This window comes from Staphylococcus sp. FSL W8-0056 (assembly GCF_037963075.1).
Lineage (GTDB): Bacteria > Bacillota > Bacilli > Staphylococcales > Staphylococcaceae > Staphylococcus > Staphylococcus aureus.
Genome location: NZ_CP150142.1, coordinates 547,992 through 573,931, shown reverse-complemented (window position 1 = coordinate 573,931; position 25,940 = coordinate 547,992). Strand labels below are relative to the sequence as shown.

The 25,940-nt window shown below is 33.8% G+C and carries 48 protein-coding genes; 7 read left to right on the top strand and 41 right to left on the bottom strand.

From position 1 onward, the window contains the following. Positions 1 to 19: 19 nt before the first annotated feature. The 23 genes from NSS86_RS03010 to NSS86_RS02900 all read right to left on the bottom strand — a co-directional run bounded on the left by NSS86_RS03010 (position 20) and on the right by NSS86_RS02900 (position 10,661). Positions 20 to 970 carry a phage head morphogenesis protein gene (locus NSS86_RS03010; RefSeq protein ID WP_339302330.1) on the bottom strand — a complete coding sequence of 317 codons (951 nt, stop codon included), beginning with the start codon at positions 968 to 970 and terminating at the stop codon, positions 20 to 22. Continuing rightward, positions 939 to 2,363: a phage portal protein gene (locus NSS86_RS03005; RefSeq protein ID WP_000177422.1), complete on the bottom strand. Its 1,425-nt coding sequence runs from the start codon at positions 2,361 to 2,363 to the stop codon at positions 939 to 941. Before NSS86_RS03005 ends, NSS86_RS03010 begins: the two co-directional genes overlap by 32 nt. Then, positions 2,360 to 3,583 carry a PBSX family phage terminase large subunit gene (locus NSS86_RS03000; RefSeq protein WP_001037578.1) on the bottom strand — a complete coding sequence of 408 codons (1,224 nt, stop codon included), beginning with the start codon at positions 3,581 to 3,583 and terminating at the stop codon, positions 2,360 to 2,362. The genes NSS86_RS03005 and NSS86_RS03000 overlap by 4 nt, the downstream gene beginning before the upstream one ends. Continuing rightward, the gene (locus tag NSS86_RS02995; RefSeq protein ID WP_000594088.1) at positions 3,576 to 4,070 is read right to left on the bottom strand and encodes a terminase small subunit; all 495 of its coding nucleotides are present in this window, start codon (positions 4,068 to 4,070) and stop codon (positions 3,576 to 3,578) included. Before NSS86_RS02995 ends, NSS86_RS03000 begins: the two co-directional genes overlap by 8 nt. Positions 4,071 to 4,424: 354 nt before the next feature. After that, a complete protein-coding gene (locus NSS86_RS02990) occupies positions 4,425 to 4,826 on the bottom strand; it encodes a hypothetical protein (RefSeq protein ID WP_000286968.1) in 402 nt (133 codons plus the stop codon). After that, positions 4,827 to 5,000: a transcriptional activator RinB gene (locus NSS86_RS02985; RefSeq protein ID WP_196587563.1), complete on the bottom strand. Its 174-nt coding sequence runs from the start codon at positions 4,998 to 5,000 to the stop codon at positions 4,827 to 4,829. Beyond that, the gene (locus tag NSS86_RS02980) at positions 4,993 to 5,196 is read right to left on the bottom strand and encodes a hypothetical protein (protein WP_158171473.1); all 204 of its coding nucleotides are present in this window, start codon (positions 5,194 to 5,196) and stop codon (positions 4,993 to 4,995) included. The genes NSS86_RS02985 and NSS86_RS02980 overlap by 8 nt, the downstream gene beginning before the upstream one ends. Then, positions 5,193 to 5,387: a hypothetical protein gene (locus tag NSS86_RS02975; RefSeq protein WP_000141186.1), complete on the bottom strand. Its 195-nt coding sequence runs from the start codon at positions 5,385 to 5,387 to the stop codon at positions 5,193 to 5,195. The genes NSS86_RS02980 and NSS86_RS02975 overlap by 4 nt, the downstream gene beginning before the upstream one ends. Beyond that, complete coding sequence (locus tag NSS86_RS02970; protein WP_064289430.1) at positions 5,384 to 5,590, bottom strand: DUF1381 domain-containing protein; 207 nt, start codon at positions 5,588 to 5,590, stop codon at positions 5,384 to 5,386. Before NSS86_RS02970 ends, NSS86_RS02975 begins: the two co-directional genes overlap by 4 nt. Then, positions 5,587 to 5,832, bottom strand: a complete 246-nt coding sequence (locus tag NSS86_RS02965; RefSeq protein WP_165468747.1) for a hypothetical protein — start codon at positions 5,830 to 5,832, stop codon at positions 5,587 to 5,589. Before NSS86_RS02965 ends, NSS86_RS02970 begins: the two co-directional genes overlap by 4 nt. 36 nt (positions 5,833 to 5,868) lie before the next feature. Continuing rightward, entirely contained in the window at positions 5,869 to 6,405 is a 537-nt protein-coding gene (locus NSS86_RS02960) for a dUTPase (RefSeq protein WP_000185680.1), read from the bottom strand. Further along, positions 6,398 to 6,646 (bottom strand): DUF1024 family protein, encoded by a 249-nt coding sequence (locus tag NSS86_RS02955; RefSeq protein ID WP_001065072.1) that lies wholly within the window; start codon positions 6,644 to 6,646, stop codon positions 6,398 to 6,400. The genes NSS86_RS02960 and NSS86_RS02955 overlap by 8 nt, the downstream gene beginning before the upstream one ends. After that, positions 6,639 to 7,010, bottom strand: coding sequence for a hypothetical protein (locus tag NSS86_RS02950; protein ID WP_001616813.1), 372 nt, complete (start codon positions 7,008 to 7,010; stop codon positions 6,639 to 6,641). The genes NSS86_RS02955 and NSS86_RS02950 overlap by 8 nt, the downstream gene beginning before the upstream one ends. A gap of 8 nt (positions 7,011 to 7,018) precedes the next feature. Then, positions 7,019 to 7,267, bottom strand: a complete 249-nt coding sequence (locus tag NSS86_RS02945; RefSeq protein WP_339302383.1) for an SAV1978 family virulence-associated passenger protein — start codon at positions 7,265 to 7,267, stop codon at positions 7,019 to 7,021. Positions 7,268 to 7,275: 8 nt separating this feature from the next. After that, positions 7,276 to 7,476 (bottom strand): hypothetical protein, encoded by a 201-nt coding sequence (locus tag NSS86_RS02940; RefSeq protein WP_000235327.1) that lies wholly within the window; start codon positions 7,474 to 7,476, stop codon positions 7,276 to 7,278. 2 nt (positions 7,477 to 7,478) lie between these two features. Further along, complete coding sequence (locus NSS86_RS02935) at positions 7,479 to 7,736, bottom strand: DUF3310 domain-containing protein (protein WP_015984497.1); 258 nt, start codon at positions 7,734 to 7,736, stop codon at positions 7,479 to 7,481. After that, positions 7,736 to 8,107 carry an SA1788 family PVL leukocidin-associated protein gene (locus tag NSS86_RS02930; RefSeq protein ID WP_001140291.1) on the bottom strand — a complete coding sequence of 124 codons (372 nt, stop codon included), beginning with the start codon at positions 8,105 to 8,107 and terminating at the stop codon, positions 7,736 to 7,738. Before NSS86_RS02930 ends, NSS86_RS02935 begins: the two co-directional genes overlap by 1 nt. Further along, positions 8,108 to 8,293 (bottom strand): DUF3113 family protein, encoded by a 186-nt coding sequence (locus tag NSS86_RS02925; protein WP_001187242.1) that lies wholly within the window; start codon positions 8,291 to 8,293, stop codon positions 8,108 to 8,110. Between the two features lie 4 nt (positions 8,294 to 8,297). Next, entirely contained in the window at positions 8,298 to 8,702 is a 405-nt protein-coding gene (locus NSS86_RS02920) for a DUF1064 domain-containing protein (RefSeq protein WP_000049784.1), read from the bottom strand. Positions 8,703 to 8,712: 10 nt separating this feature from the next. After that, a complete protein-coding gene (locus NSS86_RS02915) occupies positions 8,713 to 8,934 on the bottom strand; it encodes a DUF3269 family protein (RefSeq protein WP_001123673.1) in 222 nt (73 codons plus the stop codon). Positions 8,935 to 8,946: 12 nt separating this feature from the next. Further along, positions 8,947 to 9,108: a hypothetical protein gene (locus tag NSS86_RS02910; protein WP_209166350.1), complete on the bottom strand. Its 162-nt coding sequence runs from the start codon at positions 9,106 to 9,108 to the stop codon at positions 8,947 to 8,949. Beyond that, a complete protein-coding gene (locus NSS86_RS02905) occupies positions 9,102 to 9,881 on the bottom strand; it encodes an ATP-binding protein (protein WP_000803065.1) in 780 nt (259 codons plus the stop codon). Before NSS86_RS02905 ends, NSS86_RS02910 begins: the two co-directional genes overlap by 7 nt. 9 nt (positions 9,882 to 9,890) lie before the next feature. Further along, positions 9,891 to 10,661, bottom strand: coding sequence for a conserved phage C-terminal domain-containing protein (locus tag NSS86_RS02900; protein WP_000190253.1), 771 nt, complete (start codon positions 10,659 to 10,661; stop codon positions 9,891 to 9,893). Between the two features lie 65 nt (positions 10,662 to 10,726). Between NSS86_RS02900 and NSS86_RS02895 the strand changes: the two genes are divergently transcribed. Continuing rightward, positions 10,727 to 11,008, top strand: coding sequence for a hypothetical protein (locus NSS86_RS02895; RefSeq protein WP_000414755.1), 282 nt, complete (start codon positions 10,727 to 10,729; stop codon positions 11,006 to 11,008). Here NSS86_RS02895 and NSS86_RS02890 read toward each other — a convergent pair. The 8 genes from NSS86_RS02890 to NSS86_RS02855 form a co-directional block, all read right to left on the bottom strand. Further along, positions 11,001 to 11,150 carry a hypothetical protein gene (locus tag NSS86_RS02890; protein WP_001081076.1) on the bottom strand — a complete coding sequence of 50 codons (150 nt, stop codon included), beginning with the start codon at positions 11,148 to 11,150 and terminating at the stop codon, positions 11,001 to 11,003. The two genes, NSS86_RS02895 and NSS86_RS02890, sit on opposite strands and share 8 nt — an antisense overlap. Then, positions 11,147 to 11,821, bottom strand: coding sequence for a putative HNHc nuclease (locus tag NSS86_RS02885; RefSeq protein WP_031768655.1), 675 nt, complete (start codon positions 11,819 to 11,821; stop codon positions 11,147 to 11,149). The genes NSS86_RS02890 and NSS86_RS02885 overlap by 4 nt, the downstream gene beginning before the upstream one ends. Positions 11,822 to 11,834: 13 nt before the next feature. Then, positions 11,835 to 12,263, bottom strand: coding sequence for a single-stranded DNA-binding protein (gene ssb / locus NSS86_RS02880; RefSeq protein ID WP_000934385.1), 429 nt, complete (start codon positions 12,261 to 12,263; stop codon positions 11,835 to 11,837). Continuing rightward, on the bottom strand, positions 12,263 to 12,886 hold the full coding sequence (locus NSS86_RS02875; RefSeq protein WP_000139720.1) for a DUF1071 domain-containing protein: 624 nt from the start codon (positions 12,884 to 12,886) through the stop codon (positions 12,263 to 12,265). The genes ssb and NSS86_RS02875 overlap by 1 nt, the downstream gene beginning before the upstream one ends. After that, a complete protein-coding gene (locus NSS86_RS02870) occupies positions 12,879 to 13,100 on the bottom strand; it encodes a DUF2483 family protein (RefSeq protein WP_000815402.1) in 222 nt (73 codons plus the stop codon). Before NSS86_RS02870 ends, NSS86_RS02875 begins: the two co-directional genes overlap by 8 nt. 9 nt (positions 13,101 to 13,109) lie before the next feature. Continuing rightward, the gene (locus NSS86_RS02865) at positions 13,110 to 13,370 is read right to left on the bottom strand and encodes a DUF1108 family protein (RefSeq protein WP_000291089.1); all 261 of its coding nucleotides are present in this window, start codon (positions 13,368 to 13,370) and stop codon (positions 13,110 to 13,112) included. A 91-nt stretch (positions 13,371 to 13,461) separates the two neighbouring features. Next, positions 13,462 to 13,623, bottom strand: coding sequence for a DUF1270 family protein (locus tag NSS86_RS02860; RefSeq protein ID WP_000048126.1), 162 nt, complete (start codon positions 13,621 to 13,623; stop codon positions 13,462 to 13,464). Further along, complete coding sequence (locus NSS86_RS02855; RefSeq protein WP_000977380.1) at positions 13,616 to 13,837, bottom strand: hypothetical protein; 222 nt, start codon at positions 13,835 to 13,837, stop codon at positions 13,616 to 13,618. The genes NSS86_RS02860 and NSS86_RS02855 overlap by 8 nt, the downstream gene beginning before the upstream one ends. A gap of 70 nt (positions 13,838 to 13,907) precedes the next feature. Here NSS86_RS02855 and NSS86_RS02850 point away from each other — a divergent pair, with 70 nt between their 5' ends. Continuing rightward, the gene (locus tag NSS86_RS02850) at positions 13,908 to 14,465 is read left to right on the top strand and encodes a hypothetical protein (RefSeq protein WP_000388992.1); all 558 of its coding nucleotides are present in this window, start codon (positions 13,908 to 13,910) and stop codon (positions 14,463 to 14,465) included. A gap of 20 nt (positions 14,466 to 14,485) precedes the next feature. Here NSS86_RS02850 and NSS86_RS02845 read toward each other — a convergent pair whose 3' ends face one another. From NSS86_RS02845 to NSS86_RS02830, 4 genes are read right to left on the bottom strand one after another with little or no spacing between them, the layout of a single operon-like run. Then, positions 14,486 to 14,629 (bottom strand): hypothetical protein, encoded by a 144-nt coding sequence (locus NSS86_RS02845; RefSeq protein WP_000939503.1) that lies wholly within the window; start codon positions 14,627 to 14,629, stop codon positions 14,486 to 14,488. 30 nt (positions 14,630 to 14,659) lie between these two features. Next, a complete protein-coding gene (locus tag NSS86_RS02840) occupies positions 14,660 to 14,854 on the bottom strand; it encodes a hypothetical protein (protein WP_001148854.1) in 195 nt (64 codons plus the stop codon). Positions 14,855 to 14,870: 16 nt separating this feature from the next. Then, entirely contained in the window at positions 14,871 to 15,635 is a 765-nt protein-coding gene (locus NSS86_RS02835; protein ID WP_001002759.1) for a phage antirepressor Ant, read from the bottom strand. Beyond that, positions 15,635 to 15,829 carry a helix-turn-helix transcriptional regulator gene (locus NSS86_RS02830; RefSeq protein ID WP_000108122.1) on the bottom strand — a complete coding sequence of 65 codons (195 nt, stop codon included), beginning with the start codon at positions 15,827 to 15,829 and terminating at the stop codon, positions 15,635 to 15,637. Before NSS86_RS02830 ends, NSS86_RS02835 begins: the two co-directional genes overlap by 1 nt. Before the next feature lie 262 nt (positions 15,830 to 16,091). On the opposite strand from NSS86_RS02830, the gene NSS86_RS02825 reads away from it, so the two are divergent. Genes NSS86_RS02825 through NSS86_RS02810 form a run of 4 tightly spaced genes read left to right on the top strand, consistent with a single transcriptional unit; the run spans position 16,092 to position 18,832 of the window. Continuing rightward, positions 16,092 to 16,424 carry a helix-turn-helix transcriptional regulator gene (locus tag NSS86_RS02825; RefSeq protein WP_001055143.1) on the top strand — a complete coding sequence of 111 codons (333 nt, stop codon included), beginning with the start codon at positions 16,092 to 16,094 and terminating at the stop codon, positions 16,422 to 16,424. A 16-nt stretch (positions 16,425 to 16,440) separates the two neighbouring features. Next, a complete protein-coding gene (locus tag NSS86_RS02820) occupies positions 16,441 to 17,115 on the top strand; it encodes an ImmA/IrrE family metallo-endopeptidase (RefSeq protein ID WP_000775187.1) in 675 nt (224 codons plus the stop codon). A gap of 27 nt (positions 17,116 to 17,142) precedes the next feature. Continuing rightward, the gene (locus NSS86_RS02815) at positions 17,143 to 17,868 is read left to right on the top strand and encodes a PH domain-containing protein (RefSeq protein WP_031768652.1); all 726 of its coding nucleotides are present in this window, start codon (positions 17,143 to 17,145) and stop codon (positions 17,866 to 17,868) included. A gap of 31 nt (positions 17,869 to 17,899) precedes the next feature. Further along, entirely contained in the window at positions 17,900 to 18,832 is a 933-nt protein-coding gene (locus NSS86_RS02810) for a hypothetical protein (protein ID WP_000392186.1), read from the top strand. Here NSS86_RS02810 and NSS86_RS02805 read toward each other — a convergent pair. Further along, positions 18,812 to 18,991, bottom strand: coding sequence for a hypothetical protein (locus NSS86_RS02805; RefSeq protein ID WP_000337826.1), 180 nt, complete (start codon positions 18,989 to 18,991; stop codon positions 18,812 to 18,814). The genes NSS86_RS02810 and NSS86_RS02805 overlap by 21 nt on opposite strands. A gap of 112 nt (positions 18,992 to 19,103) precedes the next feature. On the opposite strand from NSS86_RS02805, the gene NSS86_RS02800 reads away from it, so the two are divergent. Next, the gene (locus NSS86_RS02800; protein WP_031768651.1) at positions 19,104 to 20,153 is read left to right on the top strand and encodes a tyrosine-type recombinase/integrase; all 1,050 of its coding nucleotides are present in this window, start codon (positions 19,104 to 19,106) and stop codon (positions 20,151 to 20,153) included. A gap of 67 nt (positions 20,154 to 20,220) precedes the next feature. Here the strand turns inward: NSS86_RS02800 and sufB are convergent, their stop codons facing one another. From sufB to sufC, 5 genes are all read right to left on the bottom strand, one after another. After that, positions 20,221 to 21,618 carry a Fe-S cluster assembly protein SufB gene (sufB, locus tag NSS86_RS02795; RefSeq protein WP_001074405.1) on the bottom strand — a complete coding sequence of 466 codons (1,398 nt, stop codon included), beginning with the start codon at positions 21,616 to 21,618 and terminating at the stop codon, positions 20,221 to 20,223. 150 nt (positions 21,619 to 21,768) lie between these two features. Further along, positions 21,769 to 22,233 carry a Fe-S cluster assembly sulfur transfer protein SufU gene (sufU, locus tag NSS86_RS02790; RefSeq protein ID WP_001010508.1) on the bottom strand — a complete coding sequence of 155 codons (465 nt, stop codon included), beginning with the start codon at positions 22,231 to 22,233 and terminating at the stop codon, positions 21,769 to 21,771. After that, a complete protein-coding gene (locus tag NSS86_RS02785; protein ID WP_001006450.1) occupies positions 22,223 to 23,473 on the bottom strand; it encodes a cysteine desulfurase in 1,251 nt (416 codons plus the stop codon). Before NSS86_RS02785 ends, sufU begins: the two co-directional genes overlap by 11 nt. Positions 23,474 to 23,578: 105 nt before the next feature. Then, a complete protein-coding gene (gene sufD, locus NSS86_RS02780) occupies positions 23,579 to 24,886 on the bottom strand; it encodes a Fe-S cluster assembly protein SufD (protein WP_000205567.1) in 1,308 nt (435 codons plus the stop codon). A gap of 97 nt (positions 24,887 to 24,983) precedes the next feature. After that, positions 24,984 to 25,745 (bottom strand): Fe-S cluster assembly ATPase SufC, encoded by a 762-nt coding sequence (sufC, locus tag NSS86_RS02775; protein WP_000168845.1) that lies wholly within the window; start codon positions 25,743 to 25,745, stop codon positions 24,984 to 24,986. Positions 25,746 to 25,940 lie beyond the last annotated feature (195 nt).

Genomic DNA, 25,940 nt, shown 5'->3' with positions numbered 1-25,940 from the left:
GCTAAGGTCGATAGGTGTATTATTTCTTTTTCCTCTTGTGCTTTTCCCACTCACGATAATTCATGAATGGTATAACTTCGTTTTCACCATCATCATTACGCACTCTCATCACAGTTGGTAATTCATCTTCATCAATGTAATAGAGTAATTTACAACGACAATTAATATTCTCTTTCGCACTGTTTACACCGATAAATAGCTTGGGTGCCTGTCCAACACATCCACTTGATTGAAAGTTTTGGTCTATTTCCACTGATTCCCCATCTAAATGACGATGAGTATCACGTGTTCGTGTATCTTTAGTAGCATTCCAACGTTTCTTCATCTTCAAACCGTTATCTTTAGCAACCATTGCGCTATCAAGTCCAGCTTGTGACATTGCTCTGCCTGCTTCTGTACGAGCCACACGCAATGATTGAGCTTTAGACATGCCGACATCATCACGTATTGCTTTAGCTATCTTAGAGTAACCCTCTCCACTCATAATACCTTGTGTAATGTGCATACGTATCTTTTTCAATACTTCATCACGATGTTTTTGTAGTGTTGGCATTAAACGAATGAACTCAATAGGTTGTTCAATAGCTGATTTGATTACCTCTTTACTCGGAACATCAAACTGCATAGATGTTTGACTCGCCATTTCATATAAATAAAGGCTCATAAGGAATTTTTCTATATAAGCATCTTCTTGTGACTTCTGAATCATCTTAGCTACTTGCCTATAGTCATCAGTCAACATTGTACCTATACGAGTTAACTCCTTATTGAGCCTGTTGTATTTATTGAATTCAGTCCATGTAACATACACATCATCATTTTGATATTTCTCAAACATATCTGCGATGATTTGTTTTATCTCTTTAAGTCGATTAGCAAATAGTTGTTCTATTGGTTTTTCTGCTTTAGAGATTAAACCCTCGATATACTCATTAATATCATTCTGATTGGTTATTTTGGGATTTGTCATTTGCGTCACCTTCATCTATGTCAGGTAATTTGTCATTAAATTCAAGACTTTCTTTTTCCATTTCGTCTAATTCGTAATCAACATCATCAACTAGTTGTGATTGTCCTAACCTTGTTCGTTCTGAAACTTGTCCCTTCAGGTTAATTAGCACTTGTGATTCTTCTAACTTATTAACTGGAATGTTACGAGTGAACTTAAATATCAGGTTTAAATAACTATCATCATCCAAGTTGTACCCTTTACGCTTTAATGCAGATAAAATAACTTTGAATTGATACCTCAACATAGCTGTCATCTTACGCTCAAACGTCATACACTTGTTCTCTAAAGCCATAAGTTTAAGTTTCATTCCAATGATAGGTACATTTCCGTTAAACTCGTCAGAATTAAAGTTTACTGACTTTGCAAAACGCATGATATTCTTTTCGATTCGATCTAAATGGTTCTCAATCATTGTGTCATTTACATCTTTTGTTAAGTATTTAACGTCCATATCTTTGTCGAACAACTCAAATGCGCCACTCTTTTGTGTTTCTTGAATCATTTCTTCACTCATACCCATACCGCGTAACACAAGGTATGCTAAACGTGTCTGACTAATCTCACTTGATGCATCGCTCATTGTTAAATCATATGCGTCAATTAAGTGAATAACCTTTTCAGCATCTCCTATCATCTCTTTGTTGTTAGGTACACCAAACAATGGATTGTAATCAAATAAATGTTCATATCGTCCAACTTCTTGCAAAGCGTCAATACCTTCTCCTCGAAATACATAATAATAAGCATTATCGTAAAACTCTGCGTACACATAATCAGTGCCATTATCATCATCTTTTTCATAAAAGTAGCGCAATGAGTATGTAGGTTCTAAAATATTGTCGCCAACAAAAATAACATTATAGGGATCTATATTCTTAATCCTAATATCACCATTCGTATCAATATATGCTAACCTAGCACCATATCCGCAAATTGCTGCCATTTTACCTATTTCAGAATCCTCATCATCAACACTATTTCTAATGGCAAAGTTGGTTATAAACTTTTTCAACTTTTCGTTTTTTTCTGCGTTTTCATCTAAATCATAAGTAACAGGAACACCATGTAAATAACCAACACGTGTATCAACAATTTCGCTGTCAAAAGAGTTGTTAAGTTTGTTATTAACAGACACGTCTAATCGCCTTACATTTCCACCAGTTTCAAAATCTTCTTTTTCTTCAATTGGTCGACGTTTGAATATTGGTACATAGTCAATATGTGTCTTGTATCTATTATAGAGATTAACCATTCTCTCTCTATCGTCTTTATGTGACTCTATTAGAGCCTCAATATGCTTAGGCAATATTCCTTGTGCTTCAATATCATCTATTAACTTATACAATGTCATTTCCCCCTCCTTAATCGTTCAGGTTTAGTATGTGTGTATATGGCATATCTTAACGAGTCCAACACGTCATCAAATTCTTTTATAGGCTCTCCGTTTGTAGGGTGCCAAACATATTTAAATACCTCTTGCTTAAACCTATCCATATTATCATAAAGAACAAGTAACTTGTTTTGTTTGAACAACTTAGCAACTTCCTCTACACCCGATAGTTTACTTTTATCAGCGTTAATTGCACGTAATCTATGTCTTCTAAATTCAGTGATGTATTCAGGTCGTGCAGTATCGCAGTAAAAATTAATATTGCCATATCTACTTACAATATCTTTTGCAATAACCACCCAATCATCAATAAACTTAAATTGGTGTGCGTGCTCCTCAATAAAATAAAAGTTACCATCTATACCTCGTCCTATTAACACAATAGATCCATAGTGCTCGTAACCCCAGTCGACACCAGCAAAGTATTCTTTGATAGGTATGTCGTCCAGTTCATCTGCTTTAATCGTATTCTCATTCAAATCAAAGTCGGCATATACTACACCGTCACCAGACACCCACATACCGTTGATATTACGTTCATAGAACATACCTGATGGTGTTGAAGCCTTAATAGACTCTTTATATCTATCATTAAGAAAGTTATTGTCATCGAGCTTAAATTGGTGACTCAGTATACCTGCTTTAGGATCTGTATTTTCAATATAATCTTTCAACAACCAATGCTCGGGATGGTCAGGGTTGGTATCTACCAATATTCTTGCACCAGTTCCACTACAACGTGACTTAATCTCGTCAAACACCTCTTCATGCGCTAACGACGCTTCATTGATATATGCACCAAACGATGTCATACCACGTATAGCTCCTATACCACTTACTTTACTGTGACCTGTCTGAACCACTTGAACGCCAAATAACATGAATGAATTATATTTATCAAAATTAAACTCAATGCCATATTTGTTAGTTAACTCTATTAGTACGTTTTTTTGAATCGTACCTAATGTTGCACCAGCAAGTATATATTGAGGTGTCTCAATTCCTTCTTCGTCTGCTATCTTTCGCACACGCATTAACTCACGTAAAAATAAGTCATTGTTTAATATTGTTTTACCTGTACGCTTTGCTCCGTGATTAATTAACATAAACCAATCTTGTTTTTGCGTTTGCTTCAATATTTCAATTTGTTTGTCCGTATATAAAGATTTAAGTTTATTCATTGACGATCACTTCCGTTATTGCGTCGTGAAGTTGTTTGATTTTATCTTCTGTTCCACTGTCACCTTTATCTATTTGTTCAATCTTCTTCTCAAGCATCTTAATTTCAGTTTCTATTTTCTTGTTAGCTAAAACTTCGTTACCTAACGTCATTCTATTCATACCATCTAAACTAGCGAGGAATGCATCAGCTGTCGCTTTCTTCACTCCCTCTATTTCAATGTCATTCTTAGCTACATTCTTTAGCCACTCATATTCTTCAAAGGCCTTTTGGCGTGTCCATTTTGATTGTTCAGCTACTTCTTGACGCAATTTTTCGTACCTTCCGGAAACCTTCCGATTTTTAAAAAGTGTACTCGCTTCTTTATCTAGATATTCCCCACTCTTACCTTTAGTCGAATACCCTGCGTCAATATATGCTTTCCGTTGGCTCTTGCCCTCTATGAGTCCTAGCACAAACTTTTCTTGCTTCGGTGTTAATTTAATCAATTGTTTTCACTGTATCACACGCCTTTACGTTAATTACTCTAGTTATTTTAAATATAAAAAAATGCCCCTACATCTTGTGCAGGAGCTACGTTCAATAAATGTGAAAGGAGGAAAATAGTTATGACTCAAAATGCAAGAATTAAACTACCCACCATATAGGCAGGTAGTAAGTGATTAATAGCGTAACATATCATCTTTTATATGTTTGTCACTTCTTAATCACATCGATGAGAACATCTGTTGTGGCTATTACCCCACGTCTTAAGATAATTCTTACAAATCAATTATATAAAATTAATTCACAGTTTAAAAATAGTGTCATTTTCGTCATTTCTGTCATTTTTGTCATTTTCGTCACTGTAGTAGATAAATCTTTTCTGCTAATTCATCACGGCGCGCTAAGAAGTTGTTTCTGTTCAATTTAGAGTTAGGCATCTTCTTGATAATTGCATCCCTGTTATAACCTTTCTTCAATAACTCTAAGAAACAAAAGTCAACGTGTCCCAATCTCTGTTGCGATTGATTTATAAACTCAACCTCTTTTAACATCTGAGCATACCTTTTATTTGCTCTCTCAAGCCTCACAACAACATCTTCAACTTTACTTGAGTTTTCCCCTTGTGGTTTCGGCAACGTTGCTTGTATGCCATACTGTGCAATTGAATTGCTATCATATTCCGGTATTACATCAGCTAATACATTACACTTCATTTTATGTGTGCCTATCATATTAACAATTGACTCTTTGCTATACATCTACTCTGACACCTCCGCCCTCATCAAATCTAACTGATCGCTCAACTTTGCGAAGTCACTCGGCGCCTCTACATCATCATTAGCCGTCATCATAATATATACATGCTCAGTTACATGCTTACCTAGCTCATACATCGCTAGTAAGAATAATAATCTTAGTATTTGTTTAGCCATTGTCTGCCTCCTCAACATTAATTCCAACTATATAACCTTTGTTCAATACAAGTTCTCTGCCATAATCTTTTTCTATCGTTAAATAGTCATCATCATTTCTAAAATCATCCAAAACAAATGCTATTTCGTTAAATAATTCATCTTCATGTAATATCAAACTACTACCGTCATGTAATAAAATTCTCAGCTGATTCATTTCCCACGCTCCTCAATAAGTGTGATTGATTCAATCGTATCTGTTTTAATATACGTTGGCTGCTTGATTATATTACTTGCGTAAATATAACCATTAAAACCCGTCATTCTTTTAACATATTTTTCAAAAGGTTCAGCCGTTTTTACAAAATAAACTCCACCTGAAATAGTTTTAATTTTAACTTCCGTCATTTCCCACACTCCCTTATATTTTCAAACAACTGACCTAATTTAATAACTGCACCTCTTTTAACTTGTGCCTCGTATTTGCGCTCAGCTTCTTCTTTACTCTCTGCCTCAACAACTGTAAACCTTTGATTGCTTTTAGCTCGAGTTATGTGTGTATGCTTGCGTCCTGTTGAATCTTTGAATGTTGTGACTAAGTATTGCGTCACTTCTTATCGCTCCTTTGAATGATTCTAAGTTTTTCTACGAATAAAAGTATTAGTAAAACAATCAATGTAGCCAACATATTTTGTTGCTTTGCAAAATCTACTAGAACGATTAAGACCAATAACATTCCAATTCTGCATGTAAATAAATCTAATTCTTTGTACAAAACCATATATCTGTTGAGTAAATTGTTTAATATTACTATGAATACAAGTATTAGAACTAATGCAATGATGTAATTCACTTCCCCAAAACCTCCTTGACTCGATCTAAGATGTCTTTACACGTATCCTTTTCCTGCGTCTGCTGTTCCATCTTGTCTTTCATGATTCCTTTTCATTTTCTTTTTGTATGCGTCAATGAGTTGGTCGATAGAATAGTAAGTATTGGCGTACAAAAACGGCATTATTAAAACTTGTACAATGCTATTATCAATACCTTTTACAAATTGTTCTGTTAGTGTATGCATTACATGAACAAAATAAACTGAATGTAGTTTAGGTAAAGTAACTTCATTTTCAATCAAATCAACCATAACCTCAGTAGTTTCTTCCAAATCTTCTTCATCAACAATAGTCAAAGTTAATTGCAAACTGAAAGCTAAGTAATCAGCAATCTCATCTAATTGTGTATCTAGTGGCTTACCTGGTTGTTTCTTCCAATTTTTAAAAAACTCAAGTGTGTTAATCCACTCTACAAATTCAATAATCATACTAGCTACTGTGTCATTTAAATTTCTAGTTGGTATTCTATCGTCGAACTCCTTTTGTATTTGTAATAACTCTTGTAACTGATCAATTGTTAATGTGTTAGTCATTTTCCTGCTCCTCCTCATATTTATAGACAACTTGACTCGTCATAATCCCTACTGCTTCATCAAGATAAATATCTTCTTTGAGTGCATCTTGCATAGCATTAGGTAAACCCTCAAGTATTTCATCAAACGCTTGTGCTTTCTTATACACGTCTTCAATCTCTTTTAGTAATCCCTCTGTGTCATTGCCGTTATACGCACTAGCACTTATAACGGACTGTTCGATTTGTTCGCGGTTATTCATTAGTGTCTTCCTCCATTTGTCCTAAAAATTCGTAGAACTCATTTGTTCCGTCTAATTTGTCCATTCGGTACAATATAGCACTTGCGTTGATTTTAGCTCCCATGTTTATAGCTACTGCCTTGTTCGCTCTACTCTCAATCTGTAGTTCGTTAAGTCTAAAACGGTAAAATTCGTATCTTCCAAGCAATTCATTTTTGACTGTGCGCCACATGTTCTCCAGCTCTTCGTTACGCTCTCTTAACTTAGCTATATCCACGATAAGCTCATCACGTTGCTTCTTGCACGCATCACGTTGTTTTCTCATCTTCTTCAACCTAGCTTCCATTACACCTAGTTGGAACCCTGTTTCATAGTTCACTTTCATAACCTCCTCTAAAATAAAGTTAGTTGCTTCTGTTCCTCATATTCCAAATCCTGTTGCTTTATATATGTTTCAAGCTCTTCAGCTGTATCAAATGTCTTTTTCACGCCTTGCCAACCTGGTACGATATGCCCATGAAAGTAATAAGTGCCGTTTACTACATGAGTATGAGCCACTCGCTCGTTATCCTGACATAGATATCTCTTAGATCCGAAAAATTGGTTTAAGTATTCTTTGCGTGCGTTATCTGTCATGATCATCACTCCTTTTACCAATTAGGTAGACCAAACGACATACATTCGTCATATAGCTCTTCATTCCTTATGCTTGCCTTATAGTTTTCAATCACATTGCTAACTTCTTTATGACTCATTGCTTTAACTTGTTCGTCTGTATATTTTTCGCACTCTTCCAATTCCAGTTGCTCCTGTAATGACATCACATATTCAACTTGTTTTTGGGTTGCCATCGTTAACCCTCCCACAAGTCAAATACTCTATCGACGTAAAACTTCGCCTTTGCTAAATCCTCGTGTCCGTTTTTTAACGGCGCTCTTGACAAGTATTTGATTGCATTACCTATTGCGAATGCTAATTGTGGTGGGTACTGTGCCGTAACTTGTTCAATAAAATCTATAATTTCAATGTCGCCGTATGTGTAGTGCGCTGGTTGCTTAACATTGTCTTGTATTTCGTTCATATCTACTTTTCTGTTACTGATTATGCTCATTATGCTTCACTCCATTTCTTGAACATTTGGTTATAAGTGACATCGAACCAGTACGGATCACGTGAATGTTTTTGAGGTACATTAAACAAATGTGGCTTCTTTCTTCTTAGCTCAGCCTCTCTCTTTCGCTCTCTTTCCAATTTGCGTTCGAGTCTAGCTTGTTCCAGTCTTTCTATTGTTTTCTTTTCTCTGTACTCACTTAAACGCGTACCTTCTGGTGCGTCCATTGCTTCATGTAGTTCCCAACCGTCTTTTACTCTTTTAGAAACCATTCCGGGTGTTATACCGTGACTTTCAATTAATTCCATTTCAAATTTACTGAACCTATAAGGTTTATCGTGTATCCTTACAATTCTTGCTGTTTTCGCCATTTATTCCACCTCTACATTTACATTTCTAATTTTTAAATTGTCATACTCTAGTATTTCGTTAGGATTGTTATATAAGTAATCTGCCAGCGTTTCTTTTTCTTTATCCACATCACCAAAATGCTTATATTCAACTTCTGTAGGTATTCTTATATCAATCGTTGCGTTTATATATGCTTGTTGTTGCATTAGATCACTTCATTTCTCTTTTGCGTTCTCGTCTTGCTTTAATTAATTCCTCGTAAGTAATCCATGTTTTGCCTGTGTACTTAGGTGCTTTACATATCCAATTGAGTTTTATGTTTCTGTATTTATGTCTGAAAATCTTAGCTTTAAGTTTTGCTACTTCGGTTGGCATACCTTTAATGTCGATAACTTCAATCAGTTTGTCATCGAGATATAACGCGAAGTCTGCAATATATTCAATCTTTCGTTGTTTATCTAGTTTTGGTAATAATTCGAATTTCGGTTGTATTTCGATATGATCATAATTAGTGCCATTCATATTACTTTCTAAATATTGGTAATATTCACACTCTACTTTGCTATCAAATACAATTCCTTTGTACTCAACTTTCTTAGCATTGTATTTACTCATTGCGCCACCTCTAAATATCAAATATCGTTGCTTGTAAACCTAGCTCTTGCTCATATAGAAGTCCGTGAGCGCCTTTAAATCGTTTTAGGTCACTATCAGTCATAATTTTCTTTTCGTCGCTGAAATGGGCTCCTGTGAGCGAATAAACTTCATTCTCGTTATCTTCATGTTTGATGACCTTAATATCTTCCGTGCCATCTTCTCGGTATAAGTAATATTTTTCTTTCGGCATTTTTAACACTCCTTAATATTCGACGATTGCGGGGCTTTCTTCTTTTTCTTTCAACTTATCATCAATAAGTTTTTTAAGTTTCTCTTGGTCTCCGTTTGCAAAATCAATCATCTTTTGAGCATATACATCTCTACAATGTAATATTTCTTTTATATTTTGTTTTGTGATTACCACGCATCTCGCTCCCTGAAATCGTCTCCGATTACTCTTACTTTTCTTGCTCTTTTTTTCATTCTCGAATTTATACGTTGCCAGTTCATATTTTGATTTAGTTCTTTATCACTAAAGTTAGTTGTAAAGATGTTGTTTTTACCTACTCTGTTATCAACAATGCTGAAAAGTTTATTTATAGTGTGTTCTGTGTTTTCTACACCCATATCATCTAGTACAAGTAAATCAATCTCACTAAGTAATTTGACTAGTTCGTCTGTAGTCTCTACTGCATTTTTGTTGTATGTCGCTTTGATACGATCCATCAACATTGGTATATGCATAAAAGCAACTGTATGCCCTTTAGCTTTAACTGCTTTTGCGATAGCGTATGCTAGGTGGCTTTTACCAGTTCCATATGAACCTTGCAATATTAATGATTTTGGTTCTTTTGTAGAGAAGCCTTGTACGTACTCTATTGCTGTTTGCTTAGCTTGTACTTGTTTTTCATTTTGTGGCTTGTAGTTTTTGACTGTTGCATCTCTTAAAGACGGATTAACGTTTGATTGATTGAATATGTTGTTTATCTTCCGTTGCTTGTTTCGCTTATATTCCTCATAGATTTCACATTTGCAACCGTCTTTATACTCGTAACCATTCGGGTGTTTTTTAGTAGGAGCAAACTTATATAAGTCGTATTCACTTCCACATCTCTCACATTTCAATCCTTTTTCGACATGAGTAGGTTGATATTTTTTCAAGCTTTCGTTTATCTTTTCGCTGAATAGTGGTTTCATAATATCCCCCTAATCCCAATAACTTTCGTCGTACTTCATGCGTTCCAATTGATCCGTGCCAGTTGGTTGTATTTTTTGATTGAGGTACCCCTCAAATTTACTGCCAAAAAGTGTTTCTGGTCTAAGGTATTTATCGCTATCCGTGTTTAACCATTCAGCTGTTTTGATATCAATCACCTTTTTAAAATCCTCCAACCTAAAATCTTGATTCCATCTTGCTTTAATAAAATCTTTTGTTTTAGCTGTATTATGTTTAAAATGCTTTCCTGCTTTTTTATTTAAGTATTCGATAATTTCTTTATAGGGAATGGAAGACACCGTCGGGTTGCCCGACAATATACTTCCTTCATTATTAGTATTGTTATTATTAGTTAAATCATTATTAGTACTATTATTATTAGTAGTATGCGATTTACCATTAACGGTTTTTCCATTGTTGGTTTTACCGTTAACGGTTTTTCCAACGTTGGAAAATCGAATGTGGTGCGGTTGCTCATATACTAAGTACTCATAACCATTTAACCTACCACTTTTATCACGTTTTCTACTACGTTGAATGTATCCAATTTCTTCCAGTTCCTTGATTCCACTCTTTAAACCGCTAAGTCCATCAGTTGAATGTTGCTCTAGTTCTGTTTCGTAAATTTGCCAGTTATCAGGTCGACTTAACAAATAAAGTAGAATACCTTTAGCCTTCCAACTTATATTAGAATCATGTATAAAATCTTTGTGTACTGTGACAAAGTTACCTGATTCTTTGTAAACTCTAAATGTTGCCATTTCGTTATCTCCTTTCTGGTATAATTTTGTTATCGCTACTGCGTTAGATTGGGGGTGAATAAAATATGGAAAAACCTTATATGTTAACATATGATTTAAACTCACCCGGACAAAAATATGAGGAATTGAGAAATGTTATAAAAAAGGAAATTTCTAATGGTCATTGCAATTATTGGAAATCTTCATTTTTATTCCGTTCTTCTTTATCAACTTCAGAAATGATAGAAAAGTTGAAACCTTATCTCGATTCTGGAGATAAGCTGTTTGTTACAGAAATAGTCAATAACAAACAAGGGTGGTTAACAAAAGAACAATGGGATTTTATCAACCATAATATTTTTATTTAGGTTCTTTTATTGAATCTTTTGTTATATCAGGAAAACCTTTAGAATCCTCAGGGGTAAATTTTTTAATTTTTTTAGCGCTTCTAATCTCTTCCGCCAAGATGACGATTAGGAGTGCTATTTTTATTATTCTTAGTCTATTCATTCCTTTTTCTCTCCTTTCAGCATTTTGTTGAGCCTCTCATCAACTTTTATCCACGAGTCATGCAAGTGATATTTATCATCAAACGACTTAACACCAATCGCATGTTGCTCGTTGTGATGTTCGCGACATAACGCTAATACATGTTTGTCATAGTGATTCATTTTGTTTCTGTTCATGCCTCTGCCGACTGCTTCATAATGCGCTAGGTCTGCGTGAGGCTTTCCGCATATTACACAGTTGCGGTTAACAGTTGACCAGTATAAGAATGATTTATCTTGTTTCAGTAGATTACTCGTTTTGTAGCTAAGTGGTATGTCATTGTAGAACGTCCAGTCAAGCGTTGCTTCAATGATTTGACTTGCTTGTGTTCTCGTACAATTACTTAGCGAAATACGTTCATCATAGCCGTAGTACGTTCTTACAAACTCGATGAACATATGTCTCATATAGTCCATTGGTTGACCTGTATGTTCTTCTATGTCTTTGACAAGCGCGAATATTTTTCGACGTTGCTTGCCGGTAATTTGAAACGGATCTATAACGTTTACATCTACTTCTACATCAAACCCGTTATCAAGTAGTAATGTTTCTTTATTGCCTAATTCAACATCCGAGATGACAACTGTTGTTGTGCCGTCGTCTTGAGTGATATAACTAGTAATTTTCGGCATTTAATCATTCCAATCAGAACGGTAAGTCATCATCAGTAATCGCAGTGGTATTATCAAAAGGATTATTACCAGTTTGAGTTTGTCTTTGTTGATGATAATTGTTGTTTGGTTGTTGGTTGTTATTCTTCGGTTCTAAGAATTGAACACTGTCCGCTACTACTTCTGTCACAAATACACGTTGCCCGACTTTATTTTCGTAGCTACGTGTTTGTAGTCGCCCGTCTACACCTGCCAGCGACCCTTTAGAAAGGTAGTTTTTAACATTTTCAGCTTGTTTCTTGAACACTACTACGTTTATAAAATCTGCTTCACGCTCGCCTTGAGCATTCGTGAATGTTCTGTTTACTGCCAATGTGAATGTACCTACATTTACGCCATTTGGCGCGCTTCTTAATTCTGGGTCTTTTGTTAAGCGTCCTACTAATACTGCTCTGTTTAACATTATTGTTTCTCCTCACTATCCAATTGTTTTAATCCCGCATCTAATTTTTGGTGTGCTTCTGCGATTTGTTTTTGACTTAATTTATTAATGTTAGATATTTTTAGCCATCTCATCGTTTTATCGATAGTTGCATCTCGCCCTTTTTCTTGAGATAAGTTCACGAACTGATTGATACGCTCTTCTAATTCTGTAATATCGTTGTCACTTGCACTTGGTAGTTCCTCGCCGTTGTAGATATATAAGCCTAAACCGTGTAAAGCCGAAGCTTTAACAAAACATCGTTTTTGCGCTTTGTTAATATCGAAAGTTGTTGCACTACCTTTAGCAAGCGATTTATTTCTAAAGTCCAATACTGGAAGCCACTCAGTCTCTGTACTATCTTTCACAGTCACAGATACCTGTACAAAATAGCCTTCTGGTGTAGCCAAATAAGGTACAAAATAATTTTCTGTGTTAATATCTGGATGTGGAAACTCGTGTACTTTTACTGTGTAGTTTGGGTCAATCTTTTTCAGCTCTTGGTGTGCATATGACCATGCTAGATAAGTTAATCCATTTTTTTGTTCTGTATGATCATTCACGTTTTTACTGTTCAACTGTTCAAATAATGTTTGTTCAGTCATGTTCTACCTCCTCGTACTCAATAGTTTCTGTCACTGTTTTCTTGATTGCTTTGTGATAATCCATATTGATACTCGCTTCTTCCATACCGTTAAATTCCCTAGCTCTATTTCTATTTGTGGAGTAACTAACATCTGAATTATTATCAGTTGGTTTGTTAGTTATATAAATTGGCATATCCCTATGACGGATGATGTAAGTTACAGTCTGCTTCATAGCGACCTCCTACCATTTCATGACTAAGTTAATTAGTCTGTCCTGTTCGTCTGTGTTCTCTTCAATCCATTCATCTATTGCTTGGTTGAATAAGTCTGATGCCATATCTAAGTCATTCTCATCTACGACATAAGCATGTTTAATTGGTACGTTGTTCATATCTTTAACTTGTATTGATATGCCCATATGACCTTTTAAAATGAATAGCTTAAAATCGAATCCGTTAACATGAATATTTTTGCGTATGATTTCGCCTATTTCGTAATACATCTTGACTTCCTCCGTTTTTCATTTTATATTTAACTTGAAATTTTTCTTAAGTGCTTGATACTGTTACTTGTTGGCGCAAGTAGCAGTTTTTTTATTCTTCATAAAAGTATTCTTTATAAAATATGAATGTTGCGATACTTGCGAATCCCGCAATTGACCATGCTGTAGTGAAGTACAGCAATGGCATAAGCACAATCGCTAAGACTGTGAAGCACAATACTGCTAATAGATAGCTTTTATAAGTTTTACTCATTTACTTTCTTCAACTCCTCTATTATTCTCTGGTCTGATAAGTCGTGATAAGGGAATTTTTTCCTAGCTAATTGGACGGGTATTCTGCCTCGTATCGCAATGTACCCTTCGTCTTCAAGCTCTTTATTCAGTTCTCTTATTATTTGTCCTGCTTTGGATTTAGAAACAGATAAAATTACCGCAAGTTCTTTAGCTTGCAAACTATTTTTCATCATATCTTTTCCTCCTTTTTATTTTTGTGTTGTGTATAATTTAGTTATCTCCTAGTGAAAGGAAGTGATAATTATGGAATGTTTATTAGAACTTTTAAAAATGTCAATACCTCTAATAGCGGTAATTTTTTCTTGGTGGCTTGCTACAAAAACGGCTAATGAAAAATTCGAAGAACAAATCAAAAAAGAGACCTATGATAATTTTTACTCCGAGATTCTAAAAGCTTGTTATGAGTTGCCTTCTACCGATTTATTAGACTTCATGAGTTTTTACTCTTATCACCGCAAAGATAAGATTTCTGAAATAATCATTAAAAACTTTAGTTATGTACCTCCCGATATAGTTAACTATTGGAAGAAATACAATCTAGCACTTAAATTTTTCGAACATGATTATGAAAAAGATGTACAAGCCAGAGAAGTTTTAAGTCGATTTTTAAATTATTATTCTCACCTGATAATTATTAAATCGTTAGAAGAATCAGAGAAATTATCAGAAGAACTGAAATTACCGCAGCTATCGACACAATTACTTTCTCCTTTAAAGAGGATCGACTTTTATAAGTCTCAATTACCGTCACAAAAATTAATCCTAAAGTACCACCTGCAAGAATTAGTTCCGAATTCATAAAAAATCAACTCCTTCGCTATTTATCGATTTATCTTTATAAGCAACTCTGCAACTGCTCGCAACAGTTCAGGGTTGTTACTTGTTTCCAAACAGTAACTAGCATGCTTTAGTAATTTGAGTTTTAATTTATTTTTTTCTTTCGAGATTCTAAATTTTTGTAACATTTGTTGTGCCTCCTTTGCATTTCCAAAAATTTAATATAATTTAAATTCGATACCATCTATTTGAATGTATAGATTATCTAAATCAGGGATTGCCTTTTTATATAAACCAAATCTTGATTTGATATCTGCTAATAAATAGGTATCTAAATTACCAATTGATAATAGTCGTCTATTACCGGCTTCGTCATAGTAGTAATAAATGACTTTTTTGTTTTGAGCTTGCATTTGCTGCGCCCTCCTGTTAAGCAGTTACGTTAGCTTCATAACCGAATTCAGTCATGATTTCATGTATTTTCAATCTGCCTTTTTGTGTCCATCTAGTTTGTAAAACTGTGTCTTCTCTACCGTCAGAGCGTACAATTGCTATAGTGTCTGATTCTGTGTAACTCTTGCCCATGTGTTCTGAGTAAAGTACCCACTGTTTATTTACTTTTCGTTGTAATCTAGCTTCGTGTAGTAGTTTGTTTAACTTTTGTGCTGATATACCGTAGTCTGCCGCGATTTGAGTTGTAGCTAATGTGCCAGTTGATTTTAAGATTTCATCAACATAATCTGCTTTGGGTTTTAGCTCTCCGATTTCTTGTTGTAAAAGTAAGTTTTGCTCTTTTTCTTTCTTATACTCAGTCAACACTGTAATGATGTAGTCTGGATCTTTTAATGTTTGTTCAATTACATTGTCTGTTGCGTAGATACCGTGTTTGCGAATAGCTGGTAGGACTTCCATCGCCAACCAATCTTGAAATTTTTCTGCTACAGCATTACCTGCTTTGAAAGCCAACTTATATACCATTGGTTCTGGTATGAAATCGCCTTTCCCAACTTCTTGGGAAAGATATTTACCTAAATATTTATTGATAGTTTCCCAACGAATATATTGTTTGCCGTTTTTAAACTGAGTGAACCCCAAACTTTTTGCGACAGTTTCTAAATCGAATAAATTATTTTCATTATCTTGTTTGATTAAGATTGAAAACATGTCGTTACTGAAAGTTTTAATTTCATTCATTAACTCTTCACCTCTTCTTTAATTTCTAAAATTTTCGCAATACGTTTCTTTTGTTCAAAAGCATCTCTACGTCCACGTAAAATATCCGATAAGTAAGCACTTGAAATTTCTAGCATTTCCGCAAGTTGCTTGTTTGTCATGTTGCGTTTTAATAATTCCGTTCTCACTTTCAAGCCGAAATCTGTTGTCGACATATTAGCACCTCCTATAACATTTTTTCTAAGCAAATAAATTATCTGTTGAACACCAATAACTTTTATGCTAATATTTAAGCATAGTTTAATAAACCTATAACAATTCGTAATGCCTGTCATAAAGGTATTGAATACTCGTTCCCCAACGAATAATTGTTATGTGTTTAGTAAGCTAAATTTAAAGCTTAAATACAGTATATTAACTTTTATGCTAATTGTCAACAAAAATAGCGAAAAAGTTAATCTGTGATAGGAGAAATTTATGAATCTAGTACAAAGAATCCGTAATTTGTGCAATTCAAAAGGTATGACTTTTGCTGAATTAGAGAGAACTTTAGGGTTTTCAAACGGACAAATCAGAAGATGGGAGAAAACCAAACCAGGCATTGATAAGGTGCAAAAAATTGCCGATCACTTCGATGTATCAGTTGATTACTTATTAGGTAGAGAAAAAGATGAGTACTCCGGAGAAGATAAAAGTGAAGATATTCTTATTATGCATCGAGCTACAGAAAATATGACGGAGGCACAAAGGCAAAAAGCTTTGACTATATTAGAAGCAATGTTTGATGATTGGGATGATTTAACTAAGTAACAAAGGGGCTTTTTAATTGAAATTAAATTATGAAAAATCTTTTTTTAAATCTGCGAAAGCAGTTTACGAGATCACAAATGGTCTATATAACTTATCTTTTCCTTTAGATATATTTGAAATTATCTCAAAAGATAAACGTATTAAATTAGTGACTTTCTCTGAATTTTCTCAGAATACTGGCACTTTATATTTTAAAATACCTTCTATTTTCGGTTCAGAAGAAGCGTTTCATATTAGAAAAGGAGACAAAGCGATTATAGTTTATAACGATTTACTGCCTATGAATCGTCTAAGATTTACTTTAGCTCATGAATATGGTCATTTTATAATGGGACATACTGGAGTTAATTTAAATAAAACATTCACATATAAAGATTATTATAGAAGGATTGCTGAAGAATATGAAGCAAACTCATTTGCTTCATGTTTATTGTTTCCTTTACATATAAGATACAAATATATAAACAACTTTAATATTGAGCAAATTTCGTACAAGTATCAAATGAGTTTTCAAGCGATCCATATAGCGGTAAAAGTAATCAGAAGACATATACACAATGGGTTAAACGACTATATGTCAAATAACGAAAATTACCACGCAGAAAACTACTTAAGTTTTTTAGAAGAGAAAATGGAAAGCAAATCTGATTTTATAAATGAATTTAAATATGCTTATGATCTAACGATTTAACAATCAAAAAATAAAGGAGAAATGAACATGAAAGAATTACCTAAGAGCAGATTAACGTTCAAAGAAAGTATGATTGAGAGTCAATATTTAGCAACTAAAACAAAAGAAGAAAAGAAACAATACAAGCAACTATCTGTTGAAGACAAAAGAGAAATTTTAAAAGAATACCAAAGTAAACCTAGAAAAGAAGTGAAATTTGAAAGTGAAATCAATAAATCTGACGAAAACTTATCTAAAATCTACCAAAGATTTAGCGAAATAGGTGTAGAGGATTTGTTTGGTACAAAAAAAGAAGTGAAAGAACTACCTATGATTTTAAAAGATAATGAAAGCATAATGTATGTAACTTCGGGATTGTACAATAATAATACCTACTTAATAGTATGTACTGATCTAAGATTGTTATTCTTAGATAAAGGTATGATATATGGTTTGAAATTTCATGAATTTCCATTCGAGAAAATCAATTCTGTTTCGTATAAAAAAGGACTTCTTTTTGGCGAAATAATTATACATCACGGTTCATCAAGTATCGCTATAGGAAGCATATCAAAAAACACTGTATCTAGAATGGCGGAAACAATACAAGAACAAATCTCTATTCGAGAAAGTTCTATGAAACCATCCAATTCTGAAAAAATGAGTTTTTCTGTTGCTGATGAATTAATAAAATATAAAGAATTATTAGATGTCGGAGTAATTTCTCAGGAAGAGTTCGATAAGAAAAAACAACAATTATTGGATATTGATTAATAGCGCTTGTGTGGCGTGAGGAGGATGAGGGATGGAAGAGAATAAAACTTTAAAAGAATACTTGCGTAATTTTTTAGAAGGTTACAAATATGTAGTTGAAAACAGATACATTTATCAGTTTAGTAGTAATCCGGAAGCCTTCCCATTCATGAGAAAAGACGATTACAAGATTTCGATATTTTATCTAAATCAATCTTTTTTTGAAGAACCTTGCATCGTTGTTATCTCAAATGACAGTAAATTAAAAGAAATATATAATTTTCGTAATACTGATATCAAACATTTGTCTAAACACTTTACTTCATACATATATGATTCTAAAAAGTATGTAGAAGAACAATCCGGATTATTAGATTTTAATAACTACATTTATTACACGTCTATTTACTACGGAAAATATATCGGGACTGTAATAATACAAAACAATTTAGATTTATTTTTTAATTATGGCAAACGATTAGCTAACGATCATTACAATACATTGATATCGAAGTCGAAAGAGAAATTGATAAACAAAGCACATGATGAAATACAACCGTTCAACCACTTAGATTTAAATAGCATGAAAAAGATTGTTGATGATATAACTTTTTCTTATCAAATAGAACAAGGATTACAAGCTTATAAAAGGGAGTTGTATTTGCCAGCTGCAGCAACCTTTGCTGTTGCTATAGAGACGTTTTTAATCAAATTAAAAAAAGTGAATAAAATCAAACATAAAGACACCGATTCAACTATGTACACCAAATTATTAGGAGAATTAACTAAAGAGGGTAAAGTGAATTATAGAACCAAAAAACGGGTAGAAATTGCTTATAGTATGAGAAATATAATCAACCATTCACAAGCCGGTGCAGTAGCCAAAGGTGATTGCGACTTCCTTTTAAACACACTAAAGGACATCGTTGATGAAAACGAAAGAATATTAACCGAATACAGTAAATCAATTAATAAGACGGAATAAATAGATATCCTTGTATTCGGACTCTATTTTTAACATAATTTGTTCATAAATTTTTAATTTAAGTTCTTGTTCATCGTCATAAATATCAAATTCACTACTATAATTTTCAACTGATTCTTTTATATAAGCTATTTCTGCGTCAGTAAACTTTACGCACATTTCATCACCTACTTTTTATTTTATTATATCACATTTAGTACCTAGTACTAAATTTCGGGTAGCTCGCCTACCCTTATTATTTTTTTGCCAATTTTGAGGAGGGAGAAGCAAAATGCCAGTATATAAGAATGATAATACAGGTAAATGGTATTTTTCCATTAGATATAAAGATGTATACGGTAATAACAAACGTAAGATGCAACGCGGTTTTTCAACTAAGCGTGAAGCTAAGAGAGCAGAGGCTATTTTTTTGAATGACGTAAACGAAGGATATAGTGATTCGAAAACATTTGATTATGTTTTTCATCACTATTTAGAAAATAGCGATTTGAGACCTAAAACAAAACGACGCAAACAAAATGAATATCATAAACACTTTAAAGCTAAGTTCGGGCACATAAAAATGAATAAGATAACACAAAATCAATGCCAAGAGTTTCGTAAATATCTAATAGAGAATGTAGCATCAACAAATTCTGCTCGTACAATTTGGTCAGGTTTTAAAGTTGTAATTAATTATGCTAAAAAATACTTTGGATTACGTACAGATCCAACAATATCAATTAAACCTATTCCGCGTGTAAAGCCAAAACCTAAGTTTATGATGCGTGAAGAATTTGAAGAAAGAATCAAAGACATTGAAGATCAAGATTACAGAGAGTTATTTACATTAATGTTTTATACAGGTTTAAGGATTGGCGAAGCTATGGCGCTTGTTTGGACAGACTACAATAAATATAAAAAAGAGATATCCATAAATAAAACAATGGACATCTCTAATAGAACTATATATCCGAGACCAAAAACAGATAGTTCAGAGGATATTGTTCCTTTACCTAAATTCATCAATACAATGTTAACTGAACGACACCAACGTGAAAAAGAGTTAAACAAATATTTTGATGAACGTAGTTATTTTATTTTCGGAGGAATGGCTCCCAAACATTACAGTCATGTTCAAAAGAAATTTCAAAAAGCTTTCCCCCATTATAACATTCACGCGTTAAGACATTCTTATGCATCTTATCTTGCAAATAATGGTGTAGATATTTTCGTTTTACAGTCACTCATGAGACATGCTCAAATCACTGAAACGATGGGCACTTACAGCCATTTATACACTCAGAAAAAACACGATGCAATAGCCATTTTTGACAAGTAAATGGTATCAAAATGGTATCAATAGCCATTTTCGGAAGTTAAGAATGGCTTAACAACGCGGTTTAAAGCTATCCAATACTACCTTCCATTTCGAACTTGATTAAACGGTTCATTTCGACCGCGTATTCCATTGGAAGTTCTTTTGTAAATGGTTCGATGAATCCCATAACAATCATTTCTGTCGCTTCTTCTTCAGAAATACCACGACTCATTAGATAAAATAATTGTTCTTCAGAAACTTTTGAAACCTTGGCTTCATGTTCTAATGATATTTGATCGTTGAATACTTCGTTATATGGAATTGTATCTGATGTTGATTCGTTATCTAAGATTAATGTATCACATTCAATATTTGAACGAGCACCTTTTGCTTTACGTCCAAAATGAACAATACCGCGATAAATAACTTTACCACCATTTTTAGAAATAGATTTAGAAACAATCGTTGAAGATGTATTTGGCGCTTTATGAATCATTTTAGCACCGGCATCTTGAACTTGTCCTTTACCAGCAAATGCAATAGATAATGTACTACCTTTTGCACCTTCACCTAAAAGAACACAGTTTGGATATTTCATCGTTAACTTAGAACCTAAGTTACCATCTACCCATTCCATATTTCCGTTTTCATAAACAAAAGTACGTTTTGTAACTAAATTGTATACATTGTTCGCCCAGTTTTGAATCGTAGTATAACGAACGTGCGCATCTTTATGCACAATGATTTCCACAACAGCAGAGTGTAAAGAACTAGTTGTATAAACTGGTGCAGTACAACCTTCTACGTAATGTACAGAAGCACCTTCATCAGCAATGATTAATGTACGTTCAAATTGACCCATGTTCTCAGAGTTAATACGGAAATAAGCTTGTAGTGGCGTATCTAGTTTGATATTTTTAGGTACATAAATGAACGAACCACCTGACCATACTGCTGAGTTTAACGCCGCAAATTTGTTATCTGCTGCAGGTACTACAGAAGCAAAGTATTTTTTGAATAATTCTTCATTTTCTTGTAAAGCACTATCTGTATCTTTAAAGATAATACCTTTTTCTTCAAGTTCTTTTTCCATATTATGGTAAACAACTTCAGATTCATATTGAGCAGAAACACCAGCTAAATATTTTTGTTCAGCTTCAGGAATTCCTAATTTATCGAAAGTTCTTTTAATTTCTTCTGGCACTTCATCCCATGAACGTTCAGCTTGTTCTGAAGGCTTTACATAGTAAGTAATGTCATCGAAATTCAATTCTGATAAGTCGCCACCCCATTGAGGCATTGGCATTTTATAAAACAATTTTAATGATTTAAGACGGAAATCTAACATCCATTCCGGCTCATTTTTCATGTTAGAAATTTCTCTAACGATATTCTCAGTTAAACCACGTTCTGATCTGAAAATGGATACATCATCGTCGTGGAATCCATATTTATAATCCCCAACATCAGGTGCTTTTTTAGCCATTTCAATCACTCCTTAAAAATATATTTACAACGGCGTGCGTAAGTTTTTAATTCATGATGTAAACCATATTATAACAATGACATGACATCTTATAAAAATTTTTATACTTTTATATGTCTAATATCAAAATCATCTATGATTAACAGCATTCTATTCTTCTTCAGTCGTACCTTCTGCTTTACCTTCTTTAGCAACAGTACCTTTTTCCAATGCTTTCCAAGCTAATGTGGCACATTTAATACGAGCTGGGAATTGAGATACACCTTGCAATGCTTCAATATCTCCCATTTCTTCTGTAATCACATAGTCTTCACCAAGCATCATTTTCGTAAATTCTTGGCTCATTTGCATTGCTTCTCCAAGTGAATGACCTTTAACAGCTTGTGTCATCATCGATGCACTTGCCATTGAAATCGAACAACCTTCACCTTCAAACTTAGCATCTTTTATAATGCCGTCTTCTATATCAAATGTTAGTCGTATACGGTCACCGCATGTCGGGTTATTCATATCTACTGTCATAGACCCGTTATCTAATACACCTTTATTTCTAGGATTTTTATAATGATCCATAATGACAGATCTATATAATTGATCTAGATTATTAAAATTCATAAGAGAAAAACTCCTTCGTTTGTTTCAAGGCATTTATTAACTGATCAATGTCTTCTTTCGTGTTGTATATATAAAAACTCGCTCTAGCTGTTGAAGACACATTTAACCATTTCATTAACGGTTGCGCACAATGATGCCCAGCTCTAACCGCTACACCTTCTGTATCTACGGCTGTAGCAACATCGTGTGGATGTACATCTTGTAAATTAAACGTTATTACACCTGCACGACGATCCTTAGGCGGGCCATAAATTTCAATTCCTTCAATTGCAGACATTTGCTCATAAGCATATATCGTTAATTCTTGTTCATATTTATGAATTGCATCAAAACCTATGCGTTCTAAATAGCGAATAGCTTCTGCAAGCCCAATTGCTTGAGCAATTAATGGAGTACCCGCCTCAAATTTAGTAGGTAAATCAGCCCATGTTGCATCATACTTACTTACAAAATCAATCATGTCACCACCGAACTCAATCGGTTCCATTTTTTGTAGTAACTCACGTTTACCAAATAATACGCCAATACCTGTTGGTCCAAGCATTTTATGACCACTAAAACTATAAAAATCAGCATTCATTTCTTGCATATCAAGTTTCATATGTGGTGCTGCTTGCGCCCCATCAACACTGATAATTGCGCCATGTTGATGAGCTATTTCTGCAATGGTTTTAACATCATTAATTGTACCGAGTACATTAGAAATATGTGCAATAGCAACGATCTTTGTTTTATCATTAATCGTTTGCTTAATATCTTCGATGTTTAATTCACCGTCAGCTGTCATTGGTATAAATTTCAATGTCGCATTTTTACGCTTTGCTAACTGTTGCCAAGGAACAATATTGGCATGATGCTCCATTTCAGTGACAACAATTTCATCGCCCTCTTCAACATTTGCATCACCATAGCTATGTGCTACAAGGTTAATCGACGCAGTTGTTCCGCGTGTGAAAATGATTTCTTCAAAATACTTCGCATTAATAAAACGACGAACGGTTTCACGGGCATTTTCATAACCATCAGTTGCCAATGATCCTAATGTATGAACACCACGATGAACGTTTGAATTATAACGCTTGTAGTAATCCTCTAAAACATTTAACACTTGCATAGGCGTTTGACTTGTCGCTGTTGAATCAAGATATGCTAAACGTTTGCCATTGACTTTTTGATCTAATATCGGAAAATCCTTGATTACTTCATTAACGTCAAATGAGTGTTCGGCCACTTCATTCACGACCTTTCTTAAATAAAAATCCTAATCATTTAAATACTGACGTTGTATTAGTCTTATACCAATATCGACAGTCTATATCTATTACAAACTTTTATTTTTAAAATATTATTTAGAAACTTTGCGTTCAATTACTTCTCTCAATTGACGTTTAACGTCTTCGATAGGTAATTCACGTACTACTGGATCTAAGAAACCATGTATAACAAGACGTTCCGCTTCTCTTTGAGAAATACCACGACTCATTAAATAGTAAAGTTGATCTGGATCAACACGACCTACTGATGCAGCATGACCAGCTTGTACATCATCTTCATCAATTAATAAAATAGGATTCGCGTCACCACGAGCATGTTCAGATAACATTAATACACGTGATTCCTGATTAGCAATTGATTTAGTTCCACCATGCTTAATGTAGCCGATACCATTAAATACAGATGATGCATGTTCTTTCATAACACCATGTTTAAGGATATAACCATCTGTTTCTTTACCATATTGTACGATTTTAGATGTTAGATTAATTTTTTGTTCTCCTGTACCTACAACTACTGATTTAAGTGAACTTGTTGAACGATCACCAAATAAATTTGTTGTATTATCAATAATTTGGCTACCCTCATTCATTAAACCTAGTGCCCAATTAATTGAGGCATCCGCTTCAGTAATACCACGTCGAATGATATGACCTGTAAAGCCTTTATCCATATAGTCCACTGAGCCATATGTGATATTTGAATTTGCACCAGCAATCACTTCAGAAATAATATTTAATTGATTTCCTTCACCAGATGCATTTGATAAGTAATTTTCAACATATGTGACTTCGGCGCTTTCTTCAGTAACGATGATAACATGGTTATAAAAGCTTGCATTTTTGTCGTCGTGCAACACAACGTATTGTACTGGATGTTCTACAACTACATTTTTAGGAACATAAACAAATACGCCACCATTAACTAATGCCGTGTGTAGCGCTGTGATACGATGTTCATCTACTGTTACTGCATCTTTCATAAAGTGCTTTTGTACTAAATCACTATGGTTCATAAGAGCGTCTGCTAAACCTTCAACGATAACGCCATCTTTCGATGCATTATCATCAACTTGTGTGTACGCAATCGTATTATTATGTTGAATTACTAAGTTTTTAGAATGATCTACGTCAATAATTTCTCTTACTGACTCAGGTAATTGTGATAAAGATTGATAAACATCACCTTTTACATCGTGTTGTTTAAAAGAATCAAAATCCCATTTTCTTAATTTTGTTTTATCAGGTTTTGGCATTTCTAAAGTTTCTGTTAATTTCAAAGCTTTTTTACGTAATTCTGTCATCCAAGAAGGTTCATTGTGGGCTTTAGAATAATCAACAAGTTGTTCTTCAGAAATGTTCAAAATATCAGTTGTCATAACTTTTTCCTCCTACTTGATGAAATTTACTATTTCGTATAAATGTTCATTTTCATCATATATAGATGAACATCTCATGGATACTGTATTAATAAGATTATTCAGCTGAACCGAACTCTTCTTTAACCCATTCATATCCTTCTTCTTCAAGACGTTTTGCTAATTCTGGACCACCAGATTTAACGACTTTACCAGCATACATTACATGTACTTTATCAGGAGTAATGTAATTTAATAATCGTTGATAGTGTGTAATCATTAATGCACCAAAGTTTTCCCCACGCATTTGGTTAATACCTTTAGATACAACTTTTAATGCATCGATGTCTAACCCTGAATCGATTTCATCTAAGATTGCAAACTTAGGTTCTAACATCATTAATTGTAAGATTTCGTTACGTTTCTTCTCTCCACCTGAGAAACCTTCATTTAAATAACGTTGTGCCATGTCTTTATCTATGTCTAGAAAATCCATGTTTTTATCTAATTTCTTAATAAATTGCATTAAGTTGATTTCTTGTCCTTCTTCACGTTTCGCATTGATTGCTGAACGCATGAAATCAGCATTTGTAACACCTGTAATTTCTGATGGATATTGCATTGCCAAGAATAATCCTGCTTTTGCTCTTTCATCAACTTCTAATTCTAAAATATTTACACCGTCTAAAAGTACTTCTCCTTTAGTTACTTCATAGCTTGGGTGTCCCATAATTGCAGATGATAAAGTTGATTTACCTGTCCCGTTTGGTCCCATAATCGCATGTATTTCATCAGTGTTAATTGTCAAGTTAACACCTTTTAAGATTTCTTTATCCTCAATAGACACATGTAGGTCTTTGATTTCTAATGTTGATGCCATTTTATATTCCCTCCGTAAAATATAAAGTTTTCTTAACTAGTTTATAATAATTTTAATTTGTAGTCAAAAAGACTTTGTAATAATGCGTTCAGTTAATTATAACTTACTTATACCTTAATATAAACAACTTAAACCCTTTTTATTATTTTTAATAACTCTAAAGTACAACTCTAATCCGCTCTCTTTAAAAATATA